The following is a 24,553-nucleotide window of genomic DNA, read 5'->3' as shown; positions in this document are numbered from 1 at the left end:
CGGTAAAAACGTCAGTCGCCGTGGCTCTCCAGGACATCGCTCCACTCGCCCAGCACGCGAGCGGGTTCGTTCGAGCCGACGGGGGGGACATGGGTCACATACATGCGTCCGTATGTGGCGCTCACCGAGCGTGCGAAGGACTTGCCGCGGGTGCGGACGGCGGCCGAGCCCTTCAGCTTGACCTTCGCCCCTTCCCGCACCGCCTCGCGGAGCTCGGTGGATCGGGCTCCATACCAGACCAGGGCGCCCCCGTCACTGGTCCTGAGTGCGCGTACCGGTCCCTCAAGCCGGTACGACAGCGTGAGCTTCCAGTCGGCCTGCTCCAGCCGGACCCGCTCCTGATGCCAGAACAGCGAGGCCTCACTGGTCCACGGGCCTTCCTCGAACCGCGAGTCGATTTCCGCGTTCTCCAGACTCGCGAGGTGCGCGCGGGCGATCTGCCGAGGGGTCGCGCTCAGGCCGGTGGCGTTCTCCGGCAGGCTCGTCGCGTACCCCTCGCCGTCGGTGGCTATCTTGGGGAACCGCGCCGGGGTGTCGCGCGTGTCGGCCGCCGAGGCGACGAGCCGCCAGCCTCCGGGGGCCGAGCTCATCACGTCGACGATCCTCGCGACACCCGGTTCGTGCGAGACCGCCACGAACCAGTCGGCGGTGCCCTCCACATGGCGCGGGATCCACACCTGGGGGTTGGGCCATATCCCCGTCGCGAGTGAGGTCCCCTGCATCTCGGCGGTCTTGAAACTCGCCCGTGTCATCTCCAGCGCGAGCCCGTGCTCCAGCTTCGCCATGGCCGCCTGGTCCTTCCTGGCCTGGGCCGCCGACAACCCCCGCTGGTAACGGCCGTGGATGCCGTACGCCTCCTTGGCGGTGAGCTCGGGTGAGCTGGACCCGGCGGGCGGGTCGGCGGGTGGCGGGGTGGTCCTGGTCTCGGTCCGTGGCTTCCGGGTGGGAGTGGCCTCGGGGCGAGGGGACTTCTCCTTGCCGCTTTTGGTGGGCGTGGGCTTCGGTGTCGGTTCGGGGGTGGAGCCGGAGGACTCCGGCGTCGGTGAAGGCGAGGAGTCGGCCTTCTCCCAGCCGGTGTCGGAAGGGTCGGGCGTGGGGTTCGCCGCGAGGGACGAACCGGAGGTCGATCTGGTCACGAGCCAGATCACGGCGAAGGCGATGATCGCCAAAACCGCCGTGAACAGAATAACCTTCCGCCAATCGAATGACAGGAGGCGTTCGGGATGCCAGTCGGATGCGTGTTCGGAATCGTGCCGAGAGGAAGCACCGCCACGGCGAGAGGGCCCAGCCTGTCCATCTGGGAAATCTGATGCACGCCATGACATAGGTCCAAATATTAGACTGACCGTGATCTATTTGGAAGGTAAAGGGCTCAGTAATTGACACTTATGGTTATTGGGTTATAAATAACACCTAACTCGATATACGGACGGTCCGAAACGGCGAGTGCCCCCGCCTGCAGCCCTCCTGTGGTTGGATCGTGCCACTGGTTCTCTAGAGATGTGGGGACATCCGGAGGTTTCGGATGATCCTTCACGTTTCTTGGTGAACTGCCATTTCCCTGGGGAAGGCCGGTCGTTCACCTCCCGGTGGGCTTTCCGGCGGGGAGGCGGGGCCCTCGTCGCGTACGGGCGATCGCGCAAGCGTTTCCCACTCCGGATTGGTGCAAGCCGTCATAGCAACTTGATATGAATACGTTTCCTCTGTTTAGCTGTTCGGTTCCTGGCCGGCGTTCGGGTAATTGGAACCCTGCTTTTCCGAGACCGCTCGGAGGGCGGTGCCCCACCCTTCGGACGCCCGCTGGGCGAGGCGCGCGCGACGGCCGTACGCACGGCCGGGGGCGCCGGGGCGAGCGAGGGTTCGCCGCTGTCCGAGGTTGTGCGCGGGGCCTTCTCGACCGGGAGATGGACCTCCCAAGGACAACCCCGGGGTATGGACCTCCCGAGGACGACCACGGCCCGGAGGCTGCCATGACCACCTACACCCTGTCGATCGTCGAAGGCGACACCGGCGACGACATCTTCTCGCCCGCCTCCCCGATCCACTTCAGTCAACTCGACGTGTACACCCTCATGTGGCTGACCGAGCACGGATACGAGGAGGGAGGAAGGCGGGTCGTGGTCACCCCGGTGGGCCACGAACCCGAGGGGGTCCGCGTGGTCGCCTCCCGCGACGTGGATCTCTGACCCCCGCCCGCCCGCGACGTGGCCCCACCCGAGTCGGATACCGCTCGGGGATCACTCTGACCCTCGCCCGCCTGCGACGTGGTTCTCTCATCCCTGCCCGCCTGCGGCGAGTCGCCCACATCACGGCAAACGACGGCAATGTGGCGCGGTGTCCACGGCGAGGATGATTTCCGGCCGACAATCTAGGCGTGGACCGACATTCCCGGAGATCTTTCCTTCGGCTCGGCGGGGTCGTCGCGACCGGGGCGATGATTCCGGCGTACGCCGCGCACACCGGTATCGGGCGGCACGAGGAGACCGCGTCCCCGAAGAGCGCGTCGCACCCGCCGGCCGATCCCCTCACCGCGCTGCGTCACCGCTGGCGGGACGTGACGGCGGGGTCGGGGTTCGACGCGACGGCCGAGCCGTACCGGACCCGGCTGGCGAGGCTGGGGACGAGGGCGGCCGGATACCGGGACGCCATGGCGCCGGCCGACGCGTCGCTCTGGCCCGGCCTGCCGTTCCCCTCGCTCGGCGCCACCACCGCCCGGCTGCGGGCCATGGCCCGCGCGTACGCCCTTCCGGGGACCGGGCTGACCGGCGACGCGAACCTGGCCGCGGCCGTCGCGACCGGCGTCGACCACTACCGGCGGCGGGTGTACGCGGCGGGCGCCGACCAGGTCGGCAACTGGTGGCACTGGCAGATCGGCGCCCCCAGGAACCTCCTCGACGCGGCCCTGCTGATCGGCCCGCACCTGACCGGCCCGCGGGCCGCGGCGCTGCGGGAGGCGGTGGACCACTTCGTCCCCGAGTGCCGCCTGGACGACTACGAGGGGACCAGCACCGGGGCCAACCGGGTGGACCTGTGCGTGGTGACGCTGCTGCGGGCCGTCCTCGGCTCCGACCCGGCGAAGGTCGCGCTCGCCGTCTCCGCGCTCTCCCCGGTCTTCCCCTACGTCTCCGAGGGCGACGGGTTCTACCGGGACGGCTCCTTCGTCCAGCACACGACCGTCCCCTACCAGGGCACGTACGGAGCGTCGTTGCTGTCCGGCCTCGCGACGCTGTTCGCGGTGTTGCGCGGCTCGCCGTGGGAGGTCGTCGACCGGGAAAGGCAGGTCGTCTTCGACAGCGTCGAGAGGACGTTCGCGCCGGTCGTCCACGACGGCTCCTGCATGGACCTGGTCAGCGGCCGGGCGGTCGGCAGGCGGCCGTACGGCGACCACGACAGGGGGCGGGCGATCGCCGCCGCGATCCTGCTGCTGGGAGAGACGGCCTCCGCCGCCGAACGGTCCCGCTGGCAGGGCATGGTGAAGGGGTGGGCGCTGCGGAACACCCACCGGCCCATGCTCGACGCGGCCGAGGAGGACGACCTGGGCTTCCACGCCCGCCTCGCCGCGATCCTGGACGACGACGCCGTTCCCGCGGCCGAGGAACCCGCCGGGCACCGGCTGCTCGCGATGAGCGCCCGCGCCGTCCACCGCGGGCCCGGCTGGTGCGCGGGCCTCAGCATGGCCTCCCACCGCATCGGCCACTACGAGCACGGCAACGGCGAGAACCTCCGCGGCTGGCACACCGGCTCGGGGATGCTCTACTGGTGGGCCGACGGCCACGGCGACCAGTACTCCGACTCCTTCTGGACCACCGTCGACCCCTACCGCCTGCCGGGCACGACCGTCTCCACCCGGCGGCTGGCCGACGGCGCAGGCGAGGCGTGGGGCGACACCTGCCCGCCGGGCCGCTGGGTGGGCGGCGCCACCGACGGTGCGTACGCGACGGTCGGCCAGCACCTGAACGGCTTCGAGAGCACCCTGGAGGCCTTCAAGTCGTGGTTCTTCCTCGACGACGCGGTGGTCTGCCTCGGCGCCGCGATCACCGCCACCGACGGCGTGCCGGTCGAGACCGTCGTGGACAACCGCAGGACCGGCGCGCCTCTCGTCGTGGACGACGGGAAGGGGTGGGCGCACCTGGAGGGGCACGGCGGTTACGTGCTGCCCTGCGGCACCCGCCTGCGCACGCTGCGAGAGGAGCGCACCGGCGGACGGGAGCGGGCGACCCGGAGTTACGTGACGCTCTGGCTCGACCACGGTGTCGATCCCGTCTCGGCGGGTTACGTCTACCTCCTCCTGCCGGGCGCGAGCCTGGCGGAGACCCGCTCCCGCGCCGCCGACCCCGGCTGGGCGCGGGTGCTCGCCAACAGCGCCCGCTGCCAGGGTGTCCGGGTCCCGTCGCTCGGGATCACCGCCGTCAACTTCTGGAACGACGGGGCCGCAGGGGACCTCGCCGTCTCCGCCCCGTGCGCGGTGCTGGTCAGGGAGACCGGCGACGGTACGGCCACGCTGACCGTGTCGGACCCCCGGCGCGACCTGGACGAGCTCACCGTGACCTGGAACCGGCCGGTGACCGGGGTGTCGCGCGGACATCCCCTGCTGGCGGGCGCGACGACCGGCGCGCGGCTCACGCTCACCTTCGGGCGCCTGGCGGGCCGGGGCGGCGGCTCGAACACGGTCGTCGTACGTCTCGGTTGACGGGGGCCGAATCCGACGAACCCCCTCCCTCCGCCGGAGGTGCCGGGTGGCCGGTTCGGAGATCCAGGCGGGAGGTGCAGGCGGGCCGGGTCAGAGGTCCAGGCCGGAGGTGCCGGGTGGCCGGGTCGGAGATTCGGGCCGGAGGTGCAGGCGGGCCGGGTCAGAGGTCCAGGCCGGAGCCGCCGAACCGGTCCCGCAGGAACCTGCCCTGGTCGCGCAGCGCCTGCTCGTCACCCCGGTAGACCGACTCGGCCACCTCGCGCAGCCGGGTGTCCAGCAGGTCGAGCTGGGCGAGCAGTTCCTCGTGCGCGCTGCGCTCCCGCTCGCCGCGCCGGGTGAGCGCGTAGGAGCGGGGCAGGTTCGCGTACGTCTCCAGGCTGGACGGCAGGTAGTCCCTGATCGTCTGCGACACGATGTGCAGGTGGTCGGGCGAGGAGGTGAGCGTGTCCGCCCGCCGGAGGATGTCGCGCAGCACCTCGGCGAGCGCGCCGACCCGCCTCACCACGTCGTCGGGGAACCGGTTCCCGTCGACCTTGGCCGACAGGGCGGCGAGGTCGGTTTCCAACTGCCGGGACTCCACCTCCGCGTGCGAGATGGTGAGCCTCACCCGGTCGGCCGGGGCCAGCAGCGCTCCGACGCCGTACAGCCCGGCGACCACGACGGGCCAGAACGTCCCGGCGACGCCGAGGAAGACCAGGACCACTCCGACCAGGGCGAGGACGCATCCGGTGATGTTCCTGGTCGACCCGGCGTAGGCGAGGATCCGCCTCAGCGGGCTACTGGTAGCCACGGATCTCCTTGAAGGCCGCGGCCAGCGACCCCTGCCGGGCGTCGAAGGTCGCTCCGCCGGTGAGTTCGGCGATCCGTTTCATCTCGTCGACGTCGCTGTCGCCGAAGAGCACGACGAACGTCCGGAACTTCACGGGCAGTGCGGCGTAGTAGTCGGCGAAGTCGTCGTAGGAGGCGCCGTCGGTGTTCTCGCCGTCCGTCATCAGCACGATCGAGGTGAAGTCCTCCGACGGCGACGACCGGATCTGCTCGTAGGCGGCCCGCAGGCTGTCGAAGATCGCGGTCCCGCCCTCGGCCCGCAGCCCCTCGCCGTACGAGCGGATCTGCCGGAGCACCGGTTCTGGGTCGCGGTCGGGCAGCGTGAAGGTCCGCGGGCTGCCGGGGGCCGTGTTGAACGGGATCATCGTCACCGTCTCGCGGTCGCGGAAGCGCGAGAACGATCCGCTGGCGGAGGTGTCGGCGCCCGACAGCGCGGTCAGCGCCTGCTTGAGCGCGTCGATCCGCCCTCCTGCCATCGAGCCGGAGGTGTCCAGCACGAACAGGGTCCGCGAGGGCCTGCGCACCTGGTTGAGGTAGGCGCCGATCAGCCTGTCGGCGGCGTCGCGCCGGTTGGGGAAGGGCAGCTCCACCGGCGACGCGGTCCCGAAGCGCGCCTCCGGCCTCACCTCGGGGACGATGGGCCTGCGGTGGGTGGTGGTCATGATCTCCCGCTGGATCTCCGGCGTGCGCAGCCAGGCGGCGAGCTTCCCGTACAGCTCCTTCTTCTCCGGGGGTGCGGAGCTCAGGAGCGTGAGCGGGTAGTCGGCCGTCACCACTCCGTCGCCCGGGTAGACCAGCGTGAGCGGCTCGGCGAGTTTTCCCGAGGCGTTGAGGCCGAGCAGCACGGACTCGTAGTTCACCAGCCCGTCCACCCCGCCCTCCCTGGCGTACGCGTCCGCGAGCCAGCCGGAGGAGCCGGAGGTGAGCGTCTGCGCCGAGAAGAACTCCTTCAGCCTGGGGGTCACCGCGTCGATCTGGGCCTCCTCCAGGGCCTCGCCCGCGTCGGAGAGCGCCGCCGTCACGCCGACCAGCGCCGAGAATCCGGAGTTGGACGCCGCGGGGCTGGTCATGCCGAAGGTGAACCTCCCCGCGCGTGCGGCCGAGGCGATGTCGTTCCAGGTCACGGTCTTGCCGTCCCAGCCGAGTTCGCGGGCCTTGGACGCCTTCAGCCCGAGCAGCACGGGCGAGACCATGATCTTGGTCTGGGTCGAGAGCCGCGCGGACGCCCCTTCGATCAGCGACAGGTAGCGGTTGGAGGAGAACCAGGTCGCGTCGTACCGCCCGTCCGCGCCGCCGCCCGCCACCTGGTCGGCCCCGTCGAGCGTTCCGGCGTACGACAGGGCGACCCGCACGCCGACGGCCTCCCCGGCCCGCTTGAGCAGCGGTTCCAGGTCGCCGACCTCGCTTCCCGCGAGGACGCGCAGCACGTCCGGGCCGTCCGGGTGGCGGGTGGCGGTGCCGGGGGTTTCCGTGGTGCCGGTCCCGCCGCACGCGACCGACACCGTCAGCAGGGCGAGCACGGCGAGCGCCCACCCGAGCCGGCGGGCACCCGCCCGCGCGCCGGGTGCCCGCATGACACGGCGGGAGTCGCGCGGGGTGCCGGGTGCGGGTCCGTCCAGGTGGGGGGTACGTGGGGTGCCGGGTGCGTGTCCCGCCGGGCGGGGGCCGGGCGCCGAGCCCTTCATCGCGGAAGCTCCTGCTCGTCGCCGCGCCGGGAGCGCTCCAGGTACGTGCGCGCGTGGTCGAGTTCGACGGTCAGGCTGTCCACGGTGATCGCCATGTTCTCCACGGCCTTGGCCTTGAACGTGTCGATCGTGTCCATGGTGGCGTAGACGTTGTCGAACGCCCTGCGCAGCGCGTCCATGTCGACCGTGGTCGACGCCGCCTGGGTCTGGATGTCGGCCGCCTGGGTGCGCAGCATCTCGCTCGTCGCCACGATCAGGTCGGAGGTGGTGGCGTTCAGCGCGGTGATCTGGTCGAGCACGAGTTTCTGGTTGGCGAGGGCCTGGGCCACGGTCACCGCCGTGCGCAGCGCCGCGACCGTCGTCGTGGTCGCCCGGTCCACGCCTTTGATCAGTTCGAGGTTGTTCCTGCGGATCAGGTCGAGGGCGAGATACCCCTGGGCGGACACCGCGAGCTGCGTCAGCAGGTCCTGGTGCTTCTGCCGGATGCCGAACAACGCGTCCGAGCGCAGGGCGGTGGCCTTCTCCGGCTCGGCCGCCTCGACATACATGATCTTCTCTTCCACCGCGGCGTCGAGGGCGGCGGCGAGCAGGGCGTACTCCTGCAGGCGCTTCATCGACTCCCACAGGTTGGTCTTCTCGCCCTCGATGGCCGCGTTGTCCTTGCGCAGCTCGTCCTGTCCGGACGTGAGGGCGCGGATGATGTCGTCGAGGTGTTTCTGCGCCGACCGGTACTTCGCGAAGTAGTCGCGCAGTTTGTCGCCGAACGGGATCAGTCCCAGCAGCTTCCTGGCGGGGGCGGACGCCTGCTTGGGGTCGAGGTCGACGATCGTCCGGCGCAGCGCGACCAGCTGTCCCGCCACCGCCGCCTGCGCGTCCCGGCCCTCGCCCTTGACGGAGGCCAGCGCGGCCACCGGCCGTTTCAGCATGCGGTTCGCCACCTGGGAGGAGGCCCGGATCTCCGAGTCGCCCATCGAGGTGATGTCGTGCACCTTCCGGGTGAACTCCGGTGACCTGGGGTCCAGGCCGCTCAGCTCCTCGGCGAAACCGCGGGCCTTCTCCGCGAGTTCCGCCTCCCGCCCCTCCGGGACCGGCAGCATGGTGGCGGCCTTCTCCGTGGGCACCTTGGCCACGGGTTCTGGCGGGCTGAGCACGAGATCGCTCACGGTGGTCTCTCCTCGAAGCGCTGGGAAGGTGAGGTCAGGGGGTGGACGAGGGGACCGCTCCGGACCGGTAGCGCGTCTCGATCGCGGAGATCATGCCCTCCAGCCGCTCGTGGTCGGGGGGTTCCACCACGTCGACCAGGCTGGGAGGCAGCGGCGCGTTCACCTTCGCCACGAGGTCGTCGAACGCCTTGGCGGCGGCGGTGCGGAAGCCGTACCGGGCCGCGAGGCGTCCGAGTTCGGGGTCCTCCTGCAGGAGCCTGCCGACCTCGGTGCCCTGCGCGCTCAACGGCACGAGGGTGTGCTTGCTCAGGACCGTGGGCGAGGGGTAGAGCAGCCGCATGTCAGGACGGATCGAGCCGTCCCCGGCGAACAGCCGCGAGGCGTACTGCGCCTCGTAGATCACGACCATGGGCGTCTTCCCCATCCCCAGGGACAGGTAGTCCTCGAACGGCGCCTCGGTGGAGGTCTCGGAGTATCCCTGGTCGAGGAAGAGGGGGGCGACGGTCCCGGCGACCCTGGCACCCTGCTCCTCGGAGGTGACCACGTCGTCGCCGTTGGCCACGTAACCGGCGATCGAGAGATACATCGCCGCGGAGTTGGAGGTGCGGATGTCGGTGGTGGTGAGCAGTACGCGTTTGCGCGCCGGGTAAGCAGTATTGCCCGGTAGTTTGTCCCACCGAGTGCCTTTAGCCACCATATCCAGATATTTCCGGATATCGAGCACCTGGTAACCCTGTCCCGAGTCCCGTACGACCCCCGCCTTGCTCAGGACCTCCACGATCGGGGTGAAGGTGGCGACCGCCATGGGGGAGGAGAACGGCGCGAACGTGCGCGCGACCCCCCGGTCACGCCTGATCTTCTCGGCCGCCGGAGCGCTGGACGGGAACGCGAAGCCGTATTTCCCCAGGTCCACCGAGGTCGCGATCTGGCGCGACCCGGCGGTGTCGACCTCCACCCGGAGGCCGTGCCCGGCGAAGACCGCCCGCACCTGCGGATCGTCGAAGAACGGCTTCTTCTCCGACCCGATCACCCCTCTGACCAGGGTGAGCTCCCGCGTCTCCGCGCCGCCGCCACGGTTGCCCGCCACGATCGCCGCCACCACGGCGGCACCGAGGAGCAGCGCCAGCCCGACACCGATCCAACGCTTCATGTGATTCCTCGAAGGCTTGCCCCGTATCGCCATTAATAGCGGCTGTAATCGAATTATGTGATTAATGACGACAGTGCGAAGCGTGGTGCCCGCATTTGTATTGACAATTCATCTTCCGTTCACCGATGCGCCGTTCGGCGGGCGCTCACCGTCGCCCGCACCCGGAAGGGGGGACGGACGGGCACCATCCGCCCGCGCGTACCATTCAGCGGTGGAGGTTCTGGAACCGGAGGAGTGGCGGGCTCGGGCGGAGGCCCACCGCCGGCGGATCGAGGTGTGGGCGGAGCCGCACCTGGCGCGCCGGGCGCGGGGCGAGGCCCATCCCATCGAGGACTTCCTGTTCACCTACTACGGGCACCGGCCGGCGCGGTTGCGCAGGTGGCATCCGGGCGCCGGGGTGCTGCTGAAGGGCGCGCGCGATGTGGGCCGCGGCTACCTCGACACCCCCGAGGGAGCGACGCTCGACACCGCGACGCTGATGAGCAGGCGCGGCCCCTCCGTCGAGTGGATCATGCGGCTGCTGGCCGCCACCGCGTCACGGCCGGGATACTTCGGCTGCTTCGGCCTGCACGAGTGGGCGATGGTCTACAAGGCCACGGAGGTGCGGCACGACTCCTGGCCGCTGCGGCTCAGCGGGGAGGAGATCGCACAGGTCGTGGAGGAGCGGGGCGTGCGGTGCGGCCACTTCGACGCGTTCCGCTTCTTCACCCCCGAGGCGCGTCCGCTCAACGCGCTGTGGCCGACGAGGGAGCGGCAGCCGGAGCTGGAACAGCCGGGCTGTCTGCACGCCAACATGGACCTTTACAAGCATTCCTACAAGCTCTCGCCCCTGGTCCCCTCGGAACTCGTGGCCGACTGCTTCGAGCTGGCCAGAGAGATCAGGACCCTGGACATGCGCGCCTCCCCGTACGACCTCACCGCGCTCGGCCATCGGGCGATCCGGATCGAGACGTCCGAGGGACGGGCCGAGTACGCCGCCGAGCAGCGGGGATTCGCCGAGCGGGCGAGGCCGCTGCGGCGACGTCTGCTCGACGCGTGCGAACGGCTGCTCGCCGCCGGCCGCCCTTCCTGATTCGCGGGGGCGGGAACGAGGATCTCCCGCCCTCGCGATCTTCGAGCGCGAGGGCGTCGCACTGAAACTTACATTCACCGTGTCTCGCCTCGCTGCGATGGGACCGCAAGGTTTCAGGAGGCAGGGACAGAGGTTGTGAGCATGGCCAGGGCGTATACGCCGAGCGAGGATCCGAAACTTTCTGTGCAGCCTTGACGTATTTCGGTGAGGTTTCCACACTGAGTCCCCAAGGCGTCCTCCTACGGCCAGGTCGGTGGCGCGCGCAGCAGGGCCGTCGCCTGCGACGCCCTGTGGTGTGCCTTTCCGGCCTTTCCGGCAACGGGCGTGACGTCGAACTCACGGGGATGTCCCCCGTGTTTCCCGTGATGCATTTATGGAGGCTCAGGCATGGGCACAAATGCCATCCCCCCACCCGGAACCCGGCGCCCCCTCGGTGGTCTCCGCCGGACCCTGGTCGCCGGTGCCCTCGGCACCCTCGTGCTCGGCACGTTCGCGGCGGTGACGGTTCCGGGTTCGGCCGGTGCCACTTCCGCCGGTTCCGCGAGCGCCGCGGCGACCACGCTCGGCGCGGCGGCCCAGCAGAGCGGGCGATACTTCGGCACCGCGATCAGCGCCGGCAGGCTCGGTGACTCGCAGTACACCACGATCGCGAACCGTGAGTTCGACATGATCACGGCCGAGAACGAGATGAAGATCGACGCCACGGAGCCGAACCAGAACCAGTTCAGCTTCGGCAACGCCGACCGCATCTACAACTGGGCGGTGCAGAACGGCAAGCGGGTGCGCGGGCACACGCTGGCCTGGCACGCCCAGCAGCCGCGCTGGATGGAGAACATGTCCGGCAGCGCGCTGCGCCAGGCGATGATCAACCACATCAACGGTGTGATGAACTACTACAAGGGCAAGATCTACGCCTGGGACGTGGTGAACGAGGCCTTCTCCGACAGCGGCGGCGGACGACGCGACTCCAACCTGCAGCGCACCGGCAACGACTGGATCGAGGTCGCCTTCCGCACCGCGCGCGCCGCCGACCCGGCCGCCAAGCTCTGCTACAACGACTACAACATCGACAACTGGACCTGGGCCAAGACCCAGGGCGTCTACAACATGGTCCGCGACTTCAAGCAGCGCGGCGTGCCGATCGACTGCGTCGGCCTGCAGTCGCACTTCAACAGCGGCAGCCCGTACAACAGCAACTACCGCACCACCATCCAGAGCTTCGCCGCCCTCGGCGTGGACGTGCAGATCACCGAGCTGGACATCCAGGGCGCCTCCCCGCAGACCTACGCCGCGGTGGTCAACGACTGCCTGGCCGTGCCCCGCTGCAACGGCATCACCGTGTGGGGCGTCCGCGACCAGGACTCCTGGCGCTCGGGCGACACCCCGCTGCTGTTCAGCGGCGGCAACAAGAAGCCGGCCTACAACGCCGTCCTGGACGCGCTCAACGCCGCGACCCCGAACCCCACCCCGTCGCCCACTCCCACCGTGACCCCGACCCCGACGCCCACCCCGACCCCGACGCCGACGCCGACTCCCACCCCGGGTACGGGGGCGTGTACGGCGACGGTCGAGACGACCAACAGCTGGCCGGGAGGGTTCCAGACGACGGTGACCGTTCGCGCGGGTAGCTCGCCGGTCAACGGATGGACCGTGCAGTGGGCCTGGCCTGGCGGGCAGAGCATCAGCAGCCTGTGGAACGGCCAGCACACCGTGTCCGGTTCCAACGTGACCGTCCGCAACGCCCCCTACAACGGTTCCATCGCGGCGGGTCAGTCGACCACCTTCGGCTTCACCGGCAACGGCACCGCGGCCACCCCCACGGCCACCTGCACCAGCCCCTGATCCGATCCCGGTTCGGGCCGGGCCGCGCTGTTCGCGGCCCGGCCCGTTCGTCTCGTCACCGAGTCCTCCACGGGAGGCTCGGCCGAGAAACGGCGGGGTGTCCGAGCACGGACACCCCGCCTTCGCTCATCGCCGGGGCTTCTGCGGGATCCTCGGCAGGACGTTGGGCGGTCCGGTGAACGCCAGGTCGGCCTTGACGACGTTGTAGGCGAGCTTGGGCCGGTAGGACTCGTCGTACAGGGTGGCCAGGCCCTCCGGGGGGTCGGAGAACCAGCCGGGCACCCAGGAGTGCCTATCGGTGAATCCCCAGACGGTGTAGGCCAGACAGTGCCGGTTGGCGAGGCATGCCTGCAGCAGCACGCTGAAGTTGGCCGCCGACGCCTGGAGGCGGGGGTTGACCTCGTTGGAGTCGCCCGCCCGCACGCCGTCGGTCATCTGGCTGCGCACGTCCACCTCGGTGAACGCCGTGGCGAGCCCGAGGTCGGAGAAGGCGTCGAGCACCTCCAGCGCCTGGAAGGCGTTGAAGTTGCCGTACTGGGTGCCGAGATGCCCCTGGCTGCCCACGCCGTCGATGGGGACGCCGCTCGCGCGCAGTTGCCTGACCATGTTGTAGACGTACCAGGTCTTGTCCGAGGCGCCGCGATCGCCGAACGCCTCGATGTTGTAGTCGTTGTAGAACAGCAGCGCGCCCGGGTCGGCCGCGCGGGCCCAGCGGAAGGCGTCGGCGATGTAGCCGGGGCCGAGGTGCTGCGCCCAGAAGCCCTTCAGGTGGATCGACGACGGGCTGTCCCACGGGTCGCTGGCCGCCTCGTTGACGACGTCCCACTGCCAGATCTTGCCCTTGTAGCGCTTGACGACGGTGGTGATGTGGTCGCGCAGGATGTCGCGGAGCTGGGTCTTGCTGATCGTCCCGTCCTCGACGCCCTTGGTGAGCCAGGCCGGCAGCTGGTTCTGCCAGACCAGCACGTGCCCGCGGACCTGCTGCTTGTTCTTGCGGGCGAATTCGATCAGCTCGTCGGCTGGCCCCCAGTTGTACACGCCCCGGGTCGGCTCCAGCGACTCCCACTTCATCGCGTTCTCGGCGGTGACGGTGGAGAACTGCGAGGCGGTGAGCGCACGGTACTGCGGATCGCTCGCGTCGCGCAGCACGTCCATGTCGACGGCGGTGCCGATGGCGAGGTTGTGGCGGGCGGCGAGTGCGCGCAGGCTCTGCTCGGCGACCTTGGGGGGCCGCTCCTTCGCCTGCACGGGGACGGTGTTCAGCGCACCGGCCAGCATGAGCGTGGTGGTACCGACGATCAGTAAACGCTTCATCGAACTCCCTCGGAATCGGCCCCCGAAAAATTTTCGACACGACAAAGAAAAGTGATGACGTCGGTCCCCGCACCGCGGATCCGCGGTGCGGGGACCGACACGGCCGGATGACGGCTCCGTGAGCTCACCGGCACCCGTCGTCCGTCGGCCTCGTCCGGGGTCACCGGCGAGGCCGAGGTCGTGGGGAAGGTCAGCCCACCCGGCAGGAGACCGTCGGCCAGGTCCAGTCGCCGCCGTGCATCACGGTGAAGCCGAAGGTGTTGCCGCTGCCGTTGGGACGCATCGTCATGACCTTGCCGCTGCCGTCCCAGGTCGGGCTGCCGTTCCAGGTGGAGCTGATCCGCTGGGCGTTCCGCAGGGTCACGGTGACGATCCAGTTGTTGCTTCCCGAGACGTTGACCGACAGGTTGAACCGGTCGCTCCACTGCTGGCCGGCGGTGATGCCGGCCGTGCAGCTGCCGGTCGGCGGATTGGTCGGGGTGCTGCCGCCGTCAGGTGCCACGGCCCTGCCGGTGGAGGGGGAGATCATGCCGGCGCACAGGTTGCGGCTTCTGAGGTTCGCGGCGATCTGCGGGATCGCGTTGAGCGTCGTCGCGTACTGGTCGTGCATCAGGATGATCTGACCGTTCTGCAGCCGCCCGGCGGCCTGCACGATCTGGGCCGTACTGGCGCCGTTCCAGTCCTGGGAGTCGACATCCCAGATGATCTCGGTGAGGCCGAGTTGCTGCGCGACCGACCGCAGGGTGGCGTTGGTCTCCCCGTACGGAGGCCGGAAGAGTTTGGGGGCGGTCCCCGTGGCCTGCTGGATCGCCTGCTGGGTCCGCTGGAGCTCCGACTGGATCTGGGAGCTGCTCATGTTGACGAGGTGGGGGTGGGTGTAGCTGTGGTTGCCGATCCACATGCCGGCGTCCTGCTGGGCGCGGACCAGGGCCTGGTTGTTCTGGGCGTTCTGCCCGGTGTTGAACATGGTGGCCCGCAGGCCGTTCTGCTTCAGGGCGTTCAGCAGGTTGGCGGTGTTGCCGGGGTTGGGACCGTCGTCGTAGGTGAGTCCGACATATCCGGCACTGCAGTCGGCGGCCTGCGCCGCGGGTGATGAGGTCACGGCGAACACCGTTCCGAGAACCACGAGGAGACTCATGACGAGTGAATTCCGGACGCGCGAGCGGCGTCTCCGGCCTCCACTGCCGATGGTCGCGTTTTCGATCATTCTGTTCCTCCACTGGAACATCGATCGGTGAGAACGGACACCGTACGGCTGCGGCGTAACACGTACGGAACGCACGGAACCGCGGTTCCGTCGTCACTCGCCCCGGGTGAGGCGAGCAGGGCCTGTTTGGTGAGTCATTCTGTGGATTGTTACGAAACCTGTCAAGGAAGCATCGAAACGTTTCGGAATCGCTGCCTTGTATTTGATCATCAGGGAGAAGCTTTCATGGAGAAATCTGGCCTCGCCTGATGACGCAATCTCTGCTACCAGGCAAAACGTTCTATCGGCAAAGCTCTAGCAAGATCAGATTTCCGATATGTTTCTGAAACTTATTGACAGTTCGGCGGAGGCGAACCCACACTCTCACCATCGACAGCCCGAAACGCTGCCGATCCGGGTCACTCGCCGCGCGGCCTGGTCCTCCGGCCGTCGACCGTACGACGGCCGGCCAGCCCTGCCGCGTTGTACGACCCCAACGCGTGGTGGACGTCCCCTCGGCCACCGCGAGCCCCGCCGGGTCGTATCACGCTGCCTGCCCCAGCCCTCACGAGGAGGAAGCACGCACATGAACGATGCCCCCCGCAAGAGGCGCGGACGCGGTCGCGTCAGGCTGCTCGTCGGCCGTGCCTGCGCCGTGGCCCTGGCCATCGCCGTGGCGGTACTGCCCGGCCCGGCCCACGCGGCCGTCACCACCAACCAGACCGGCGACAACGGCGGCTACTTCTACTCGTTCTGGACCGACAGCCAGGGCACGGTCTCCATGGAGCTGGGGTCCGGCGGAAACTACAGCACCTCGTGGAGGAACACCGGGAACTTCGTCGCCGGCAAGGGCTGGCGCACCGGCGGGCGCAGGGCCGTGAACTACTCGGGCAGCTTCAACCCGTCGGGCAACGCCTACCTCACCCTCTACGGATGGACGAGAAACCCGCTCGTGGAGTACTACATCGTCGACAACTGGGGTAACTACCGGCCCACCGGCACGTACAAGGGCACGGTCACCAGCGACGGCGGCACGTACGACATCTACCAGACGACGCGGTACAACGCCCCCTCCATCGAGGGCAACAAGACGTTCAACCAGTACTGGAGCGTCCGGCAGTCGAAGAAGACCGGCGGGACCATAACCTCCGGCAACCACTTCGACGCGTGGGCCCGTAACGGCATGAACCTGGGCAGCCACGACTACATGATCCTCGCCACCGAGGGATACCAGAGCAGCGGAAACTCCAACATCACGATCGGCGGCTCCTCCGGCGGCGACAACGGCGGCGGCAACAACGGCGGCGGCAACGGTGGCTGCACCGCGTCGCTCTCCGCGGGCGAGCAGTGGAGTGACCGCTACAACCTCAACGTCTCGGTCAGCGGTTCGAGCAACTGGACCGTGACGATGAACGTCCCGTCCCCCGCGAAGATCCTCTCCACCTGGAACATCAGCGCCAACTACCCCAGCGCCCAGGTGCTGACCGCGAGGCCCAACGGCAACGGCAACAACTGGGGTGTGACGATCCAGCGCAACGGTAACTCGACCTGGCCGACGGTCTCCTGCAGCGCGGGCTGACCTCGTGACGACGGCCGCGTAGCGCCGTACCTGATTTTCCGACCGGATGTGCGCTCACCCGGCTCAGGCGGGTCCGGTCGGAAAACGGTGGCCCCGTTTCCCCTGGGGGGGTGAGGCGGGGCCACCGCCATGTCCGGACCCTCGTCTCCGGCGGGGCGGAGCCGGGTGACCGGCCCCGCCCCGTTGATCAGCTTCCGTAGACCTCGAAGGTGAACAGGGAGTACCCGTACACCGTGGCCCGGGTGGTGCCGTGGATCCGCACGTACCTGGCGGAGGCGCTCAGGCCGGTGTGGTCGTCCTCACCGCCGTTGCCGCCGGTCACCGACCGGGCATTGGCCCAGGTCGTTCCGTTCGTCGAGGTCTGGATCTGGTACGCGGAGCCGTAGGCCGCCTCCCACACCAGACGCACCCTGTTGATCGTGTACGTGGCGCCCAGGTCGACCTGGATCCACTGCGGGTCGGAGAACGCGCTGGACCACCGGGTCGTCGCCGACGCGTCCACCGCGGCGGAGGCGGGGTAGGTGGCCGACTCCTCACTGGAGGCCGTCGCCGGCTTGTTCAGCGCGAGGTTCGTCGACGTCGTGCCGCCGTTGAAGGTGAAGGAGTCGACGTCGAACAGCGACCCCGTCCCCCCGGTGAAGACCAGGAACAGGTTCGTCGTCCCCGAGGGCGGCGTCACCGTGCCGGTGACGTTGACCCAGTTCTCCCAGCCGCCGGTCGGCGCGACCGTGGCCGTGCCGATCACCGTCCCGGTCGCGGAACCGGCCCGCAGGGTGAGCGTGCCACCGGCACCCGCCGACGCGACCCGGGCGGTGAACGACGTGACCCCGGTCAGGTTGTACGGCGTGAACGAGATCCAGTCCCCGCTCTCGACGTGCCCGACCGCGTTGCCGCCGTTCGCCGACGGCTTGGCCACGATCTGCACACCCTGCTGGGCACTGTAGTGCTCGGCCTGGCGGGTCCGCGGTTGCAGGACGGCCTGCGGCGCGTGGACGGCCGTGGTCGAGCCGGCCGGGGTGTACTCCGCGTCGAAGACGCCGAAGATGTTCGCGTTGGCGTCGTGCTCACCGTCCACGGGAGTCTGGATGGTGCCCGAGCAACCGGTCGCGCTGGTCATCTGGTGGCCGTGACTGTCGTGGCCGAGAATGTAGTTGATCTTCACTCGGGAGCAGTCGACGGTCGGGGAGTTCGGATCGGTGACGCTGATCTGGAACGGGATCGCGTCGCCGAAGTTGAACACCCGCCCGTTGAGCGGCAGGTTGAGGGTGACCGTCGGCTGCCCGACGCTGATGACGGTGCTCGCCGTGGCGCTGCGGCCGGTGTTGTCGCTCGCCGTCAACGTCGCGGTGTACGTGCCGTTGGCCGCGTAGGTGAACGACGGGTTGGCCGCGGTCGAGTCGGTGCTGCCGTTCGTCGTGAAGTCCCACGCGTAGGTGATCGGGTCGCCGTCCGGATCCGTCGTCCCGGCCGAGCTGAACTGCACGGTGAGCGGCGCGTTACCGGCCTTCGGGGTGGCGTTGATCACCGGGATCGGCGCCTGTCCGGTGCCCGAGTTGTACTCGATCCTGTACACGGCCGAGTTCGCGTCGCCGCCGAACCAGCCGGTGCCGTAGTCGAGCACGTACAGCGCGCCGTCCGGCCCGAACTCCATGTCCATCACCTGCGTGCCGGTCCAGGCGGGGAAGGGCTCGATCGCGCCCACCCCGCCGCCCGAGGCGAGGGTGACCGTCTTGATCCACCGCCGCCCGAACTCGCCGATGAACACCTTGCCGTTCATCGACGCCGGGAACTTCACGTCGGAGGCGAGCGCGGCGTCGTAGTTGTAGACCGGGGCGTTCATCGGCGACCAGCTTCCGCAGCACAGCTCCGACCGGTCCTGGCCGACCCCGTACGGCAGCCAGGCCGCGCGCGAGGCCGGGAGCTGGGTGATGCCGGTGTTGTTGCGCGAGGTGTTCACCGGCCCGCCGGCGCAGTTGAACGCGGAGCCCGAAGGACCCGACGGGAACGTGAAGTCGATGTACGGCACGTTGAACTGCGAGCAGTACGGCCAGCCGTAGAAGCCGGGCTGGGTGATGCGCTCGAACGAGACCGACGCCGCCGGGCCACGGGTGGCACTCGCGGTGCCCGCGTCCGGCCCGTAGTCGCCCAGGTAGACGATGCCGGTGGCCTTGTCCACGTTCATCCGGAACGGATTGCGGAATCCCATCGCGTAGATCTCCGGCCGGGTGTTCGCGGTGCCGGGCGCGAACATGTTGCCCGAGGGGATCGTGTAGCCGCCGGCCGCGCTCGGCTTGATCCGCAGCACCTTGCCCCGCAGGTCGTTGCTGTTGGCGGAGGTGCGCTGCGCGTCGTAGGCGGGGTTACGGTCGGTCCGCTCGTCGATCGGCGTGTAACCGCCGGAGTCGAACGGGTTCGTGTCGTCACCGGTGGACAGGTAGAGGTTTCCGGCCGCGTCGAAGTCGATGTCGCCGCCGACGTGGCAGCACATGCCCCTGCTGGTGGGGACGTCGAGGACGGTGACCGCGGAGGCCGCGTTGAGGGTGTGGTCGGCGTTCACCGTGTACCTGGCGAGCCGGTTCACCCCGTTGAACGGGGCGAACTGCGCCGCCGTCCCCGAGGCCGGCGCGTCACCGGCCGGGGTGGACAGCGGCGGCGCGTAGTAGACGTACACCCACCGGTTCGACGCGAAGTTCGGGTCGGCCTTGATGCTCTGCAGGCCCTCCTCGTCGTGCGTGTACACCGGGATGGTGAGCGCCACCTTGGTGTTGCCCAGCACGTCGGTGTAGCGGATCGTGCCGTCGCGCGAGGTGTGCAGCACACCCCGGTTGGGCAGGACGGTGAGCCCCATCGGCTCCCCGGTCTCCGCCGCGCCCTTGGCGAGCGTCACCTGGGTGTAGCCGGGCGCCGCGAGCGCCACCGCGTTCGAGGTGGTGTTCGAGGTGGTGTTCGGTGCGGCCTGCGCCGGTGGGGGAGCCAGGCTGAGGGCCGTCGCCAGTACGGCGACGCAAGAGACGAGTTTTCTTAGCATGATCGGCGGTGCTCGCTTCCTGTGGTACGAGTCCATGCGGGCGTGCGCCGATCACGCCGGCGACGCGGAGAGGTGGGGAATCCCTCGGCGACGTCGCTCGGACAAACTGTGACTGTTATTGGTAAAACAGTCAATAAGCTGTTGTCAGGAAATGTGAGGCAGGTCACTTTCGAGCACTGCGTGATCGGGGTGCACCGTTCGGTGAGCATGGGCGAGCGCGTCGCAGCGCATCACGAAGATGGCCGTCGCGGGTGACCACGGCGTGAGGAAACGGGGAGGCGGAACCGGGTCGGCAGGGGGAGGAAACGAGGGGGGCGGGACGACAGGAGGGGAAACGGGGAGGTGGGACCGGGTCGGCAGGAGCGGTCGGCGTCCGCCCCCGCCGACCCGGCTATCCCCCCTGTGACGGCGGCACGGCACCCTCGGGTGCCGCGTCGGCCGTCAGCGGGTCATGGTGGGAGAGATCAGCAGTCGCATGACGACCTCCAGGCCGTTTGAGGGGGGTGAGTGGGCGAGGGGGCCGGCTCCCGGTCACTCCGGCTACGGCCCGACCACCGCGCGCCCGCGCGATGGTTCGACCCGCTCCCCGGCCTCGACCTCGGGCGGCGCCGCCCCTCGCCATGCGGGGGACGAAGAGCGAGGTGCTGCGTTCTCAATGGCCGCACCTCCCGAACTTTCGCCAACTGCACGGCTCATTCTGGTGTGAGCTTAAAATGTTACGTACCGACTGTCCAGATGTTACGGCCGAACTCGTAGAACTTTTGTTGTTTTTCGACGGAAGTTCAGTGCCATCAATGGAAACTCCACCCGCGCGAATACAGAAAACCGCAGGTGCAGGAACAACCGCCGAGTAATGACTACAAGTCCTCATCCCCCTGCGAGGGGTCGCAACGTGACGCATGATGTTGCGCATCTCGGTGCTGCTGGATCTGATCGGCGCGCGCCCTCGGCAGTCGACGGCGTCGGCGCGTATCCTCGCCGACGCGGGGCTGCCGGCGCGCGTAGACCACGAATGGCGGTCGGCGCGGGCGTTCTGACCGCGATCGGGCCGCCTCGATCGGCTCGATGACGTCCTCGTCGGGGCCGCGGAGGCAGCGGTAGCGGATCTTGGCGGGTACGACTTTCAGCTGGTATTCCCACACACCGGAAATCTGGTGGTCGATTCCGTCGTCGCTGGTCCTACGGTCACTCCAACCCGCCGTCATGCCCCCGAGGCGGAGGGAAACATCCCAGCTGGAGGAAACCGTCGATGAACAAACAGGAATTCAAGGTCGTCGGCGCGTCGGCCGTCGGCACGGCGTTCGAGTGGTACGACTTCTTCCTATACGGCGCACTCATCCCCGTGATCGGCAGCAAGTTCTTCAGCGACTACGGCTCGTCGGCGCAGACCGTGTTCGCGCTGCTGACCTTCGCCGCAGGGTTCGTCGTCCGCCCGATCGGCGCGCTGGTGTTCGCACGGATCACCGACCTGGTCGGCCGCAAGATCGTGTTCTTGATGACGCTGGTGCTGATGGGCGTCTCGACGGTCGCCGTCGGGCTGCTGCCCACCGCGGACGAGATCGGCATCCTGGCCCCGATCCTGCTGGTGACCTGTCGCATCCTGCAGGGACTCGCGGTCAGCGGCGAGTTCGGCGCCGCGGTCACCTACGTCTCCGAGTACGCCCCCGCGCGACAGCGCGGCTTCTTCGTCGGCTGGCTCACCGGTACCACGGCGCTCGCCTTCAGCATGTCTCTGGGTGTGCAACTGCTGGTGCAGGCCATCGTGGGCGTGGAGGCCTTCGAGGCGTGGGGCTGGCGGGTGCCGTTCCTCATCTCCGTCGTGCCGCTCGCGCTCTCCGTGTGGATCCGTACCAAGCTGCACGAGAGCCCGCTGTTCCTGAAGATGAAGGAGGAGGGCACCCAGACCAAGGCGCCGCTGCGCGAGGCGTTCGGCTCGCGGGCGCGGGTGCGCATGGTGGCGATCGTGTTCGTGATGGCCGCGACGCAGTCGTTCATCGGCTACCTGTCCACCGTGTACATGGTGACCACGATGAAGACCTACCTCAAGGCCGACTCGTTCACGATCAACGCGATCTTCATGGTGGTCATGCTGATCGGGTTCTTCCTGTGCGTCCTCGCCTGCTGGGTGTCCGACAAGGTCGGGCGGCGACCCGTGCTGTTCGCCGGGCTCGGGCTGGCCGCGCTGCTCACGTTCCCGATCACCGGTGCCATCGTCTCGACCACGAACCCGGATCTCGCCCGGGCGCAGGAGAACGTGTCGGTCACCATCCAGGCCGACCCGGCCGAGTGTTCCTTCCAGTTCAACCCCGCGGGCACCGCCACCTTCACCTCCGACTGCGACCGGGCGCGGAACGTGCTCCAGAGCAACTCGGTCATCTTCGAGCGGCAGGACACCACCGGCCCCACCAAGGTCCTCGTGAACGACACCGAGGTCCCCGGCGGGCCACAGCTGAAGGACGACCTGTCGGCGGCGCTCAAGGCGGCCGGGTATCCGGTCGACGGGTCGGGCGGCACGCTCAAGATCACCGGTATCGGGGACTTCTTCAGCGGACCCATCCTCACCGTCGCGCTGCTGCTCCTCGCACTGGTCGCGTTCGCGCAGATGGCCCAGGGGCCGGCCGCGACGGCGATGGCGGAGGTGTTCCCGACCAGGGTGCGCGCCACCGCCCTCTCGATCCCCTACCAGCTCGGCGTCGGGGTGTTCGGCGGGCTGCTGCCGGCGACGATGGTCGCGATCGGGGCCGAGGTGGGCAGCATCACCACCGCCCTGTGGTATCCGGTCGGCGCGATGGCGCTGGGCCTGCTGATCCTGCTGTTCACCCTGCCGGAGACCAAGGGCGTGGACCTCGCCGACGTGCGACTGGACGGCGACACGGCCGAGGAACCCGTCGCGCGTAAGGAGGGCTGACCGTCCCGCCCCGACCGGAGTCGCACGTAAGCGGTGGCTGACCATCTCATCCCGACCGGAGTCGCACGTAAGGGCGGCTGACCGTTCCGTCCCGACCAAAGCCGCACGCGAGAAGAACTGACCGTCCCGCCCCGACCAGAAAGGAAGACATCATGCCGATCGTCGACATCTCACTGCTGACCGGCCGTACCGAGCCCGAACTGCGCGAGATGATCTCGGCCGTCCACGACGCGGTCGTGCGCAGTCTCGGGGTCCCGTCCGAGTCGGTGCGGGTCCTGGTGCGCGAGTTGCCGCCGACCCACTGGGCCGTGGGCGGCGAGACGATCGCGGAGCGCAGGGCGCGCTCGTAGAGAACCGGAACGGGCCGGGGCCGATGTCGGCCCCGGCCCGTTCCGCGTCGTCGCTGTCGCCGTCAGTCGCGGAAGTGCGTGCTGGTCCAGCCGCCGTCCACCGGGACGGTGAGGCCGGTGACGAACGCCGCCTCGTCGGACGCGAGGAACGCGACGACCCGTGCGACGTCGATCGGCTGCCCGACCCTGGGCAGCGGGCGCGACCGGGTCACCAGGTCGTCGAAGACGCCCGCGGCGATCTTCGCGCGGGTGGCCGGGGTCTCGATCAGACCCGGCGCCACCGCGTTGACCCGGATGTCGCGCCGGCCGTACTCGGCGGCCATCTGGCGGGTGAGGCTGGAGACCGCGCCCTTGGCCGCCGAGTACGGCGCGGACCCGGCGACCCCGATCAGCGCGAACGCCGAGGACGTGTTGACGATCGCCCCGCCCGCGTCGCCGAACGCGATCACCGCGCGGCGGCTGAGCGCGAATGTCGTGCCGAGGTTGGCCCGCAGGAAGAACTCGAAGTCCTCGTCCGTGGTGTCGGCCGCCGAGCGGTCCCCGGCCTTGCCCGCGATGTTGGCGAGCACGTTCGGCGCGCCGACGGCCTCGGCGCAGTGATCGAAGACCCGCTCCGCCGCGCCCGCCGCGGCGAGGTCGACGGCCAGTACGGCCACCTCGTCGCCCGCCGCCGCCACCTCGTCCCGCAGGTCCAGCAGGCCCTTCTCCTCGCGGTCCACGGCGAGCACCGCCGCGCCGCGGGCGGCGAACAGCGCGGCGGTCGCGCGTCCGATGCCCGACGCCGCTCCGGTGACGATCGCCGTCTTGCCGCGCAACTGCTCGTTCACGAATTTCCTCCAGAACCTCGGTGTGCACCCGGTGTGCACGGAGCGTCATGCGCTCCGATCATGCGTGGTGGCACGGTGCCCGGCCACCTGCGGAGTTCCGCTCAATGAGAACCGGTCCTGGTCACCGGGCCTCTCGTCCGGTCAGCTCTGAGCCATGGACGTACGTGGACTGCGGGTGACCTTCCCCGCCGAGGGAGTCGCGCTGCTGGAGTTGGACCGGCCGCATCGCCGGAACGCGCTGGACCGTACGCTGCTCGACGGGCTGCCCGAGGTGCTGCGCGAGCTGGACGGCGACGCCGATGTCCGGGTCCTGGTGGTGACCGGGCGTGGCGGCGCGTTCTGCGCGGGCGGCGACCTGGACGTGATCGGCGACCTGGGGAACGAGTCGCCGCAGGACGCGCGGGAGCGCATGACCCGCGAGTTCCGGATAGCCGAACTGCTGCTGGAGTTCCACGCGCCGACCGTCGCCGCCGTGGACGGCGCGGCCGTCGGTGCGGGGGTGGCGCTCGCCCTCGCGTGTGACCTGCGGATCGGCTCGCCGGGCGCGGTGTTCGCCAGCCCGTTCATCAAGATGGCGCTGGTCCCCGACTTCGGCGTGTCGTGGCTGCTGGCGCGGGCGGTCGGCGCGGCGCGGGCGACGGAGCTGGCACTGTCCGGGCGCAAGGTCGCGGCGGAGGAGGCCGTGCGGATCGGCCTGCTCGACGTCGTCGTGGCCGACCCGCTCGCGCAGGCGCTCGATCGCGCCGGGCAGCTCGCGGCGGCGCCTCCCGAGGCGGCGAGGGCGACCAAGCGCCTGATCGCCGCGGCGGTCGACAGTGGGTTCGCGGAGGCGGTCGACCGGGAGATCGCCGAGCAGATCCGGGCGGTGCGCTCGCCCGAGTTCGGGCGGCGGTGGGCGGAGTGGTCGCGCGCGGTGCGTGGCCGCTGACCG

The 24,553-nt window shown here is 69.4% G+C and carries 18 protein-coding genes; 9 read left to right on the top strand and 9 right to left on the bottom strand.

The window, feature by feature from the left end; translation table 11 throughout:
- Window positions 1-11 precede the first annotated feature (11 nt).
- A complete protein-coding gene (locus ACFY3V_RS22210) occupies window positions 12-1,169 on the bottom strand; it encodes a hypothetical protein (RefSeq protein WP_389775843.1) in 1,158 nt (385 codons plus the stop codon).
- Between the two features lie 801 nt (window positions 1,170-1,970).
- Here ACFY3V_RS22210 and ACFY3V_RS22205 point away from each other — a divergent pair.
- Together ACFY3V_RS22205 and ACFY3V_RS22200 are read left to right on the top strand one after the other, a co-directional pair.
- A complete protein-coding gene (locus ACFY3V_RS22205) occupies window positions 1,971-2,186 on the top strand; it encodes a hypothetical protein (protein WP_350941718.1) in 216 nt (71 codons plus the stop codon).
- Window positions 2,187-2,374: 188 nt separating this feature from the next.
- Entirely contained in the window at window positions 2,375-4,690 is a 2,316-nt protein-coding gene (locus ACFY3V_RS22200) for a polysaccharide lyase 8 family protein (protein WP_389775839.1), read from the top strand.
- Between the two features lie 160 nt (window positions 4,691-4,850).
- On the opposite strand, the gene ACFY3V_RS22195 is transcribed toward ACFY3V_RS22200, so the two are convergent.
- The 4 genes from ACFY3V_RS22195 to ACFY3V_RS22180 are packed head-to-tail and all read right to left on the bottom strand — an operon-like array spanning window position 4,851 to window position 9,516.
- On the bottom strand, window positions 4,851-5,480 hold the full coding sequence (locus ACFY3V_RS22195; RefSeq protein ID WP_362898210.1) for a hypothetical protein: 630 nt from the start codon (window positions 5,478-5,480) through the stop codon (window positions 4,851-4,853).
- The gene (locus tag ACFY3V_RS22190; protein WP_389775836.1) at window positions 5,467-7,203 is read right to left on the bottom strand and encodes a VWA domain-containing protein; all 1,737 of its coding nucleotides are present in this window, start codon (window positions 7,201-7,203) and stop codon (window positions 5,467-5,469) included. Before ACFY3V_RS22190 ends, ACFY3V_RS22195 begins: the two co-directional genes overlap by 14 nt.
- Window positions 7,200-8,366, bottom strand: a complete 1,167-nt coding sequence (locus ACFY3V_RS22185; RefSeq protein ID WP_389775833.1) for a toxic anion resistance protein — start codon at window positions 8,364-8,366, stop codon at window positions 7,200-7,202. The genes ACFY3V_RS22190 and ACFY3V_RS22185 overlap by 4 nt, the downstream gene beginning before the upstream one ends.
- Window positions 8,367-8,400: 34 nt before the next feature.
- The gene (locus ACFY3V_RS22180; protein ID WP_389775830.1) at window positions 8,401-9,516 is read right to left on the bottom strand and encodes a hypothetical protein; all 1,116 of its coding nucleotides are present in this window, start codon (window positions 9,514-9,516) and stop codon (window positions 8,401-8,403) included.
- 211 nt (window positions 9,517-9,727) lie between these two features.
- Here ACFY3V_RS22180 and ACFY3V_RS22175 point away from each other — a divergent pair, with 211 nt between their 5' ends.
- Together ACFY3V_RS22175 and ACFY3V_RS22170 are read left to right on the top strand one after the other, a co-directional pair.
- Window positions 9,728-10,588 carry a 3-methyladenine DNA glycosylase gene (locus ACFY3V_RS22175; protein ID WP_362898202.1) on the top strand — a complete coding sequence of 287 codons (861 nt, stop codon included), beginning with the start codon at window positions 9,728-9,730 and terminating at the stop codon, window positions 10,586-10,588.
- 387 nt (window positions 10,589-10,975) lie between these two features.
- Window positions 10,976-12,430 (top strand): endo-1,4-beta-xylanase, encoded by a 1,455-nt coding sequence (locus ACFY3V_RS22170; protein ID WP_389775827.1) that lies wholly within the window; start codon window positions 10,976-10,978, stop codon window positions 12,428-12,430.
- A gap of 126 nt (window positions 12,431-12,556) precedes the next feature.
- Here the strand turns inward: ACFY3V_RS22170 and ACFY3V_RS22165 are convergent, their stop codons facing one another.
- Window positions 12,557-13,744 (bottom strand): endo-1,4-beta-xylanase, encoded by a 1,188-nt coding sequence (locus tag ACFY3V_RS22165; RefSeq protein WP_389775824.1) that lies wholly within the window; start codon window positions 13,742-13,744, stop codon window positions 12,557-12,559.
- A 190-nt stretch (window positions 13,745-13,934) separates the two neighbouring features.
- Window positions 13,935-14,846 carry a polysaccharide deacetylase family protein gene (locus tag ACFY3V_RS22160; protein WP_362898198.1) on the bottom strand — a complete coding sequence of 304 codons (912 nt, stop codon included), beginning with the start codon at window positions 14,844-14,846 and terminating at the stop codon, window positions 13,935-13,937.
- A gap of 670 nt (window positions 14,847-15,516) precedes the next feature.
- On the opposite strand from ACFY3V_RS22160, the gene ACFY3V_RS22155 reads away from it, so the two are divergent.
- Entirely contained in the window at window positions 15,517-16,509 is a 993-nt protein-coding gene (locus tag ACFY3V_RS22155; protein ID WP_362898196.1) for a glycoside hydrolase family 11 protein, read from the top strand.
- 187 nt (window positions 16,510-16,696) lie between these two features.
- Here the strand turns inward: ACFY3V_RS22155 and ACFY3V_RS22150 are convergent, their stop codons facing one another.
- Entirely contained in the window at window positions 16,697-19,537 is a 2,841-nt protein-coding gene (locus ACFY3V_RS22150) for a carbohydrate-binding protein (protein WP_389775821.1), read from the bottom strand.
- Window positions 19,538-20,436: 899 nt separating this feature from the next.
- Between ACFY3V_RS22150 and ACFY3V_RS22145 the strand changes: the two genes are divergently transcribed.
- The 3 genes from ACFY3V_RS22145 to ACFY3V_RS22135 all read left to right on the top strand — a co-directional run bounded on the left by ACFY3V_RS22145 (window position 20,437) and on the right by ACFY3V_RS22135 (window position 22,795).
- Complete coding sequence (locus tag ACFY3V_RS22145; protein ID WP_389775818.1) at window positions 20,437-20,574, top strand: hypothetical protein; 138 nt, start codon at window positions 20,437-20,439, stop codon at window positions 20,572-20,574.
- A 212-nt stretch (window positions 20,575-20,786) separates the two neighbouring features.
- Window positions 20,787-22,445: an MFS transporter gene (locus ACFY3V_RS22140; protein WP_389775816.1), complete on the top strand. Its 1,659-nt coding sequence runs from the start codon at window positions 20,787-20,789 to the stop codon at window positions 22,443-22,445.
- Between the two features lie 152 nt (window positions 22,446-22,597).
- Window positions 22,598-22,795, top strand: coding sequence for a 2-hydroxymuconate tautomerase (locus ACFY3V_RS22135; protein WP_389775813.1), 198 nt, complete (start codon window positions 22,598-22,600; stop codon window positions 22,793-22,795).
- Between the two features lie 62 nt (window positions 22,796-22,857).
- On the opposite strand, the gene ACFY3V_RS22130 is transcribed toward ACFY3V_RS22135, so the two are convergent.
- Complete coding sequence (locus ACFY3V_RS22130) at window positions 22,858-23,622, bottom strand: SDR family NAD(P)-dependent oxidoreductase (RefSeq protein ID WP_389775810.1); 765 nt, start codon at window positions 23,620-23,622, stop codon at window positions 22,858-22,860.
- Window positions 23,623-23,776: 154 nt separating this feature from the next.
- Here ACFY3V_RS22130 and ACFY3V_RS22125 point away from each other — a divergent pair, with 154 nt between their 5' ends.
- Window positions 23,777-24,550, top strand: a complete 774-nt coding sequence (locus ACFY3V_RS22125) for an enoyl-CoA hydratase/isomerase family protein (protein WP_389775807.1) — start codon at window positions 23,777-23,779, stop codon at window positions 24,548-24,550.
- Window positions 24,551-24,553: the final 3 nt, after the last annotated feature.

Origin of the sequence: Streptosporangium sp. NPDC000095, from assembly GCF_042899335.1 — a bacterium.
GTDB lineage: Bacteria > Actinomycetota > Actinomycetes > Streptosporangiales > Streptosporangiaceae > Streptosporangium.
Note: the sequence above shows the minus strand (reverse complement) of the source record. Positions and strands in the feature narration are given on the sequence as shown.

Coding starts and splice junctions, on each gene's coding strand:
- ACFY3V_RS22205 (WP_350941718.1), top strand. CDS start 1,971: ATGACCACCTACACCCTGTCGATCGTCGAAGGCGACACCGGCGACGAC.
- ACFY3V_RS22190 (WP_389775836.1), bottom strand. CDS start 7,203: ATGAAGGGCTCGGCGCCCGGCCCCCGCCCGGCGGGACACGCACCCGGC.
- ACFY3V_RS22180 (WP_389775830.1), bottom strand. CDS start 9,516: ATGAAGCGTTGGATCGGTGTCGGGCTGGCGCTGCTCCTCGGTGCCGCC.
- ACFY3V_RS22170 (WP_389775827.1), top strand. CDS start 10,976: ATGGGCACAAATGCCATCCCCCCACCCGGAACCCGGCGCCCCCTCGGT.
- ACFY3V_RS22165 (WP_389775824.1), bottom strand. CDS start 13,744: ATGAAGCGTTTACTGATCGTCGGTACCACCACGCTCATGCTGGCCGGT.
- ACFY3V_RS22155 (WP_362898196.1), top strand. CDS start 15,517: ATGAACGATGCCCCCCGCAAGAGGCGCGGACGCGGTCGCGTCAGGCTG.
- ACFY3V_RS22150 (WP_389775821.1), bottom strand. CDS start 19,537: ATGCTAAGAAAACTCGTCTCTTGCGTCGCCGTACTGGCGACGGCCCTC.
- ACFY3V_RS22145 (WP_389775818.1), top strand. CDS start 20,437: ATGATGTTGCGCATCTCGGTGCTGCTGGATCTGATCGGCGCGCGCCCT.
- ACFY3V_RS22140 (WP_389775816.1), top strand. CDS start 20,787: ATGAACAAACAGGAATTCAAGGTCGTCGGCGCGTCGGCCGTCGGCACG.
- ACFY3V_RS22135 (WP_389775813.1), top strand. CDS start 22,598: ATGCCGATCGTCGACATCTCACTGCTGACCGGCCGTACCGAGCCCGAA.
- ACFY3V_RS22125 (WP_389775807.1), top strand. CDS start 23,777: ATGGACGTACGTGGACTGCGGGTGACCTTCCCCGCCGAGGGAGTCGCG.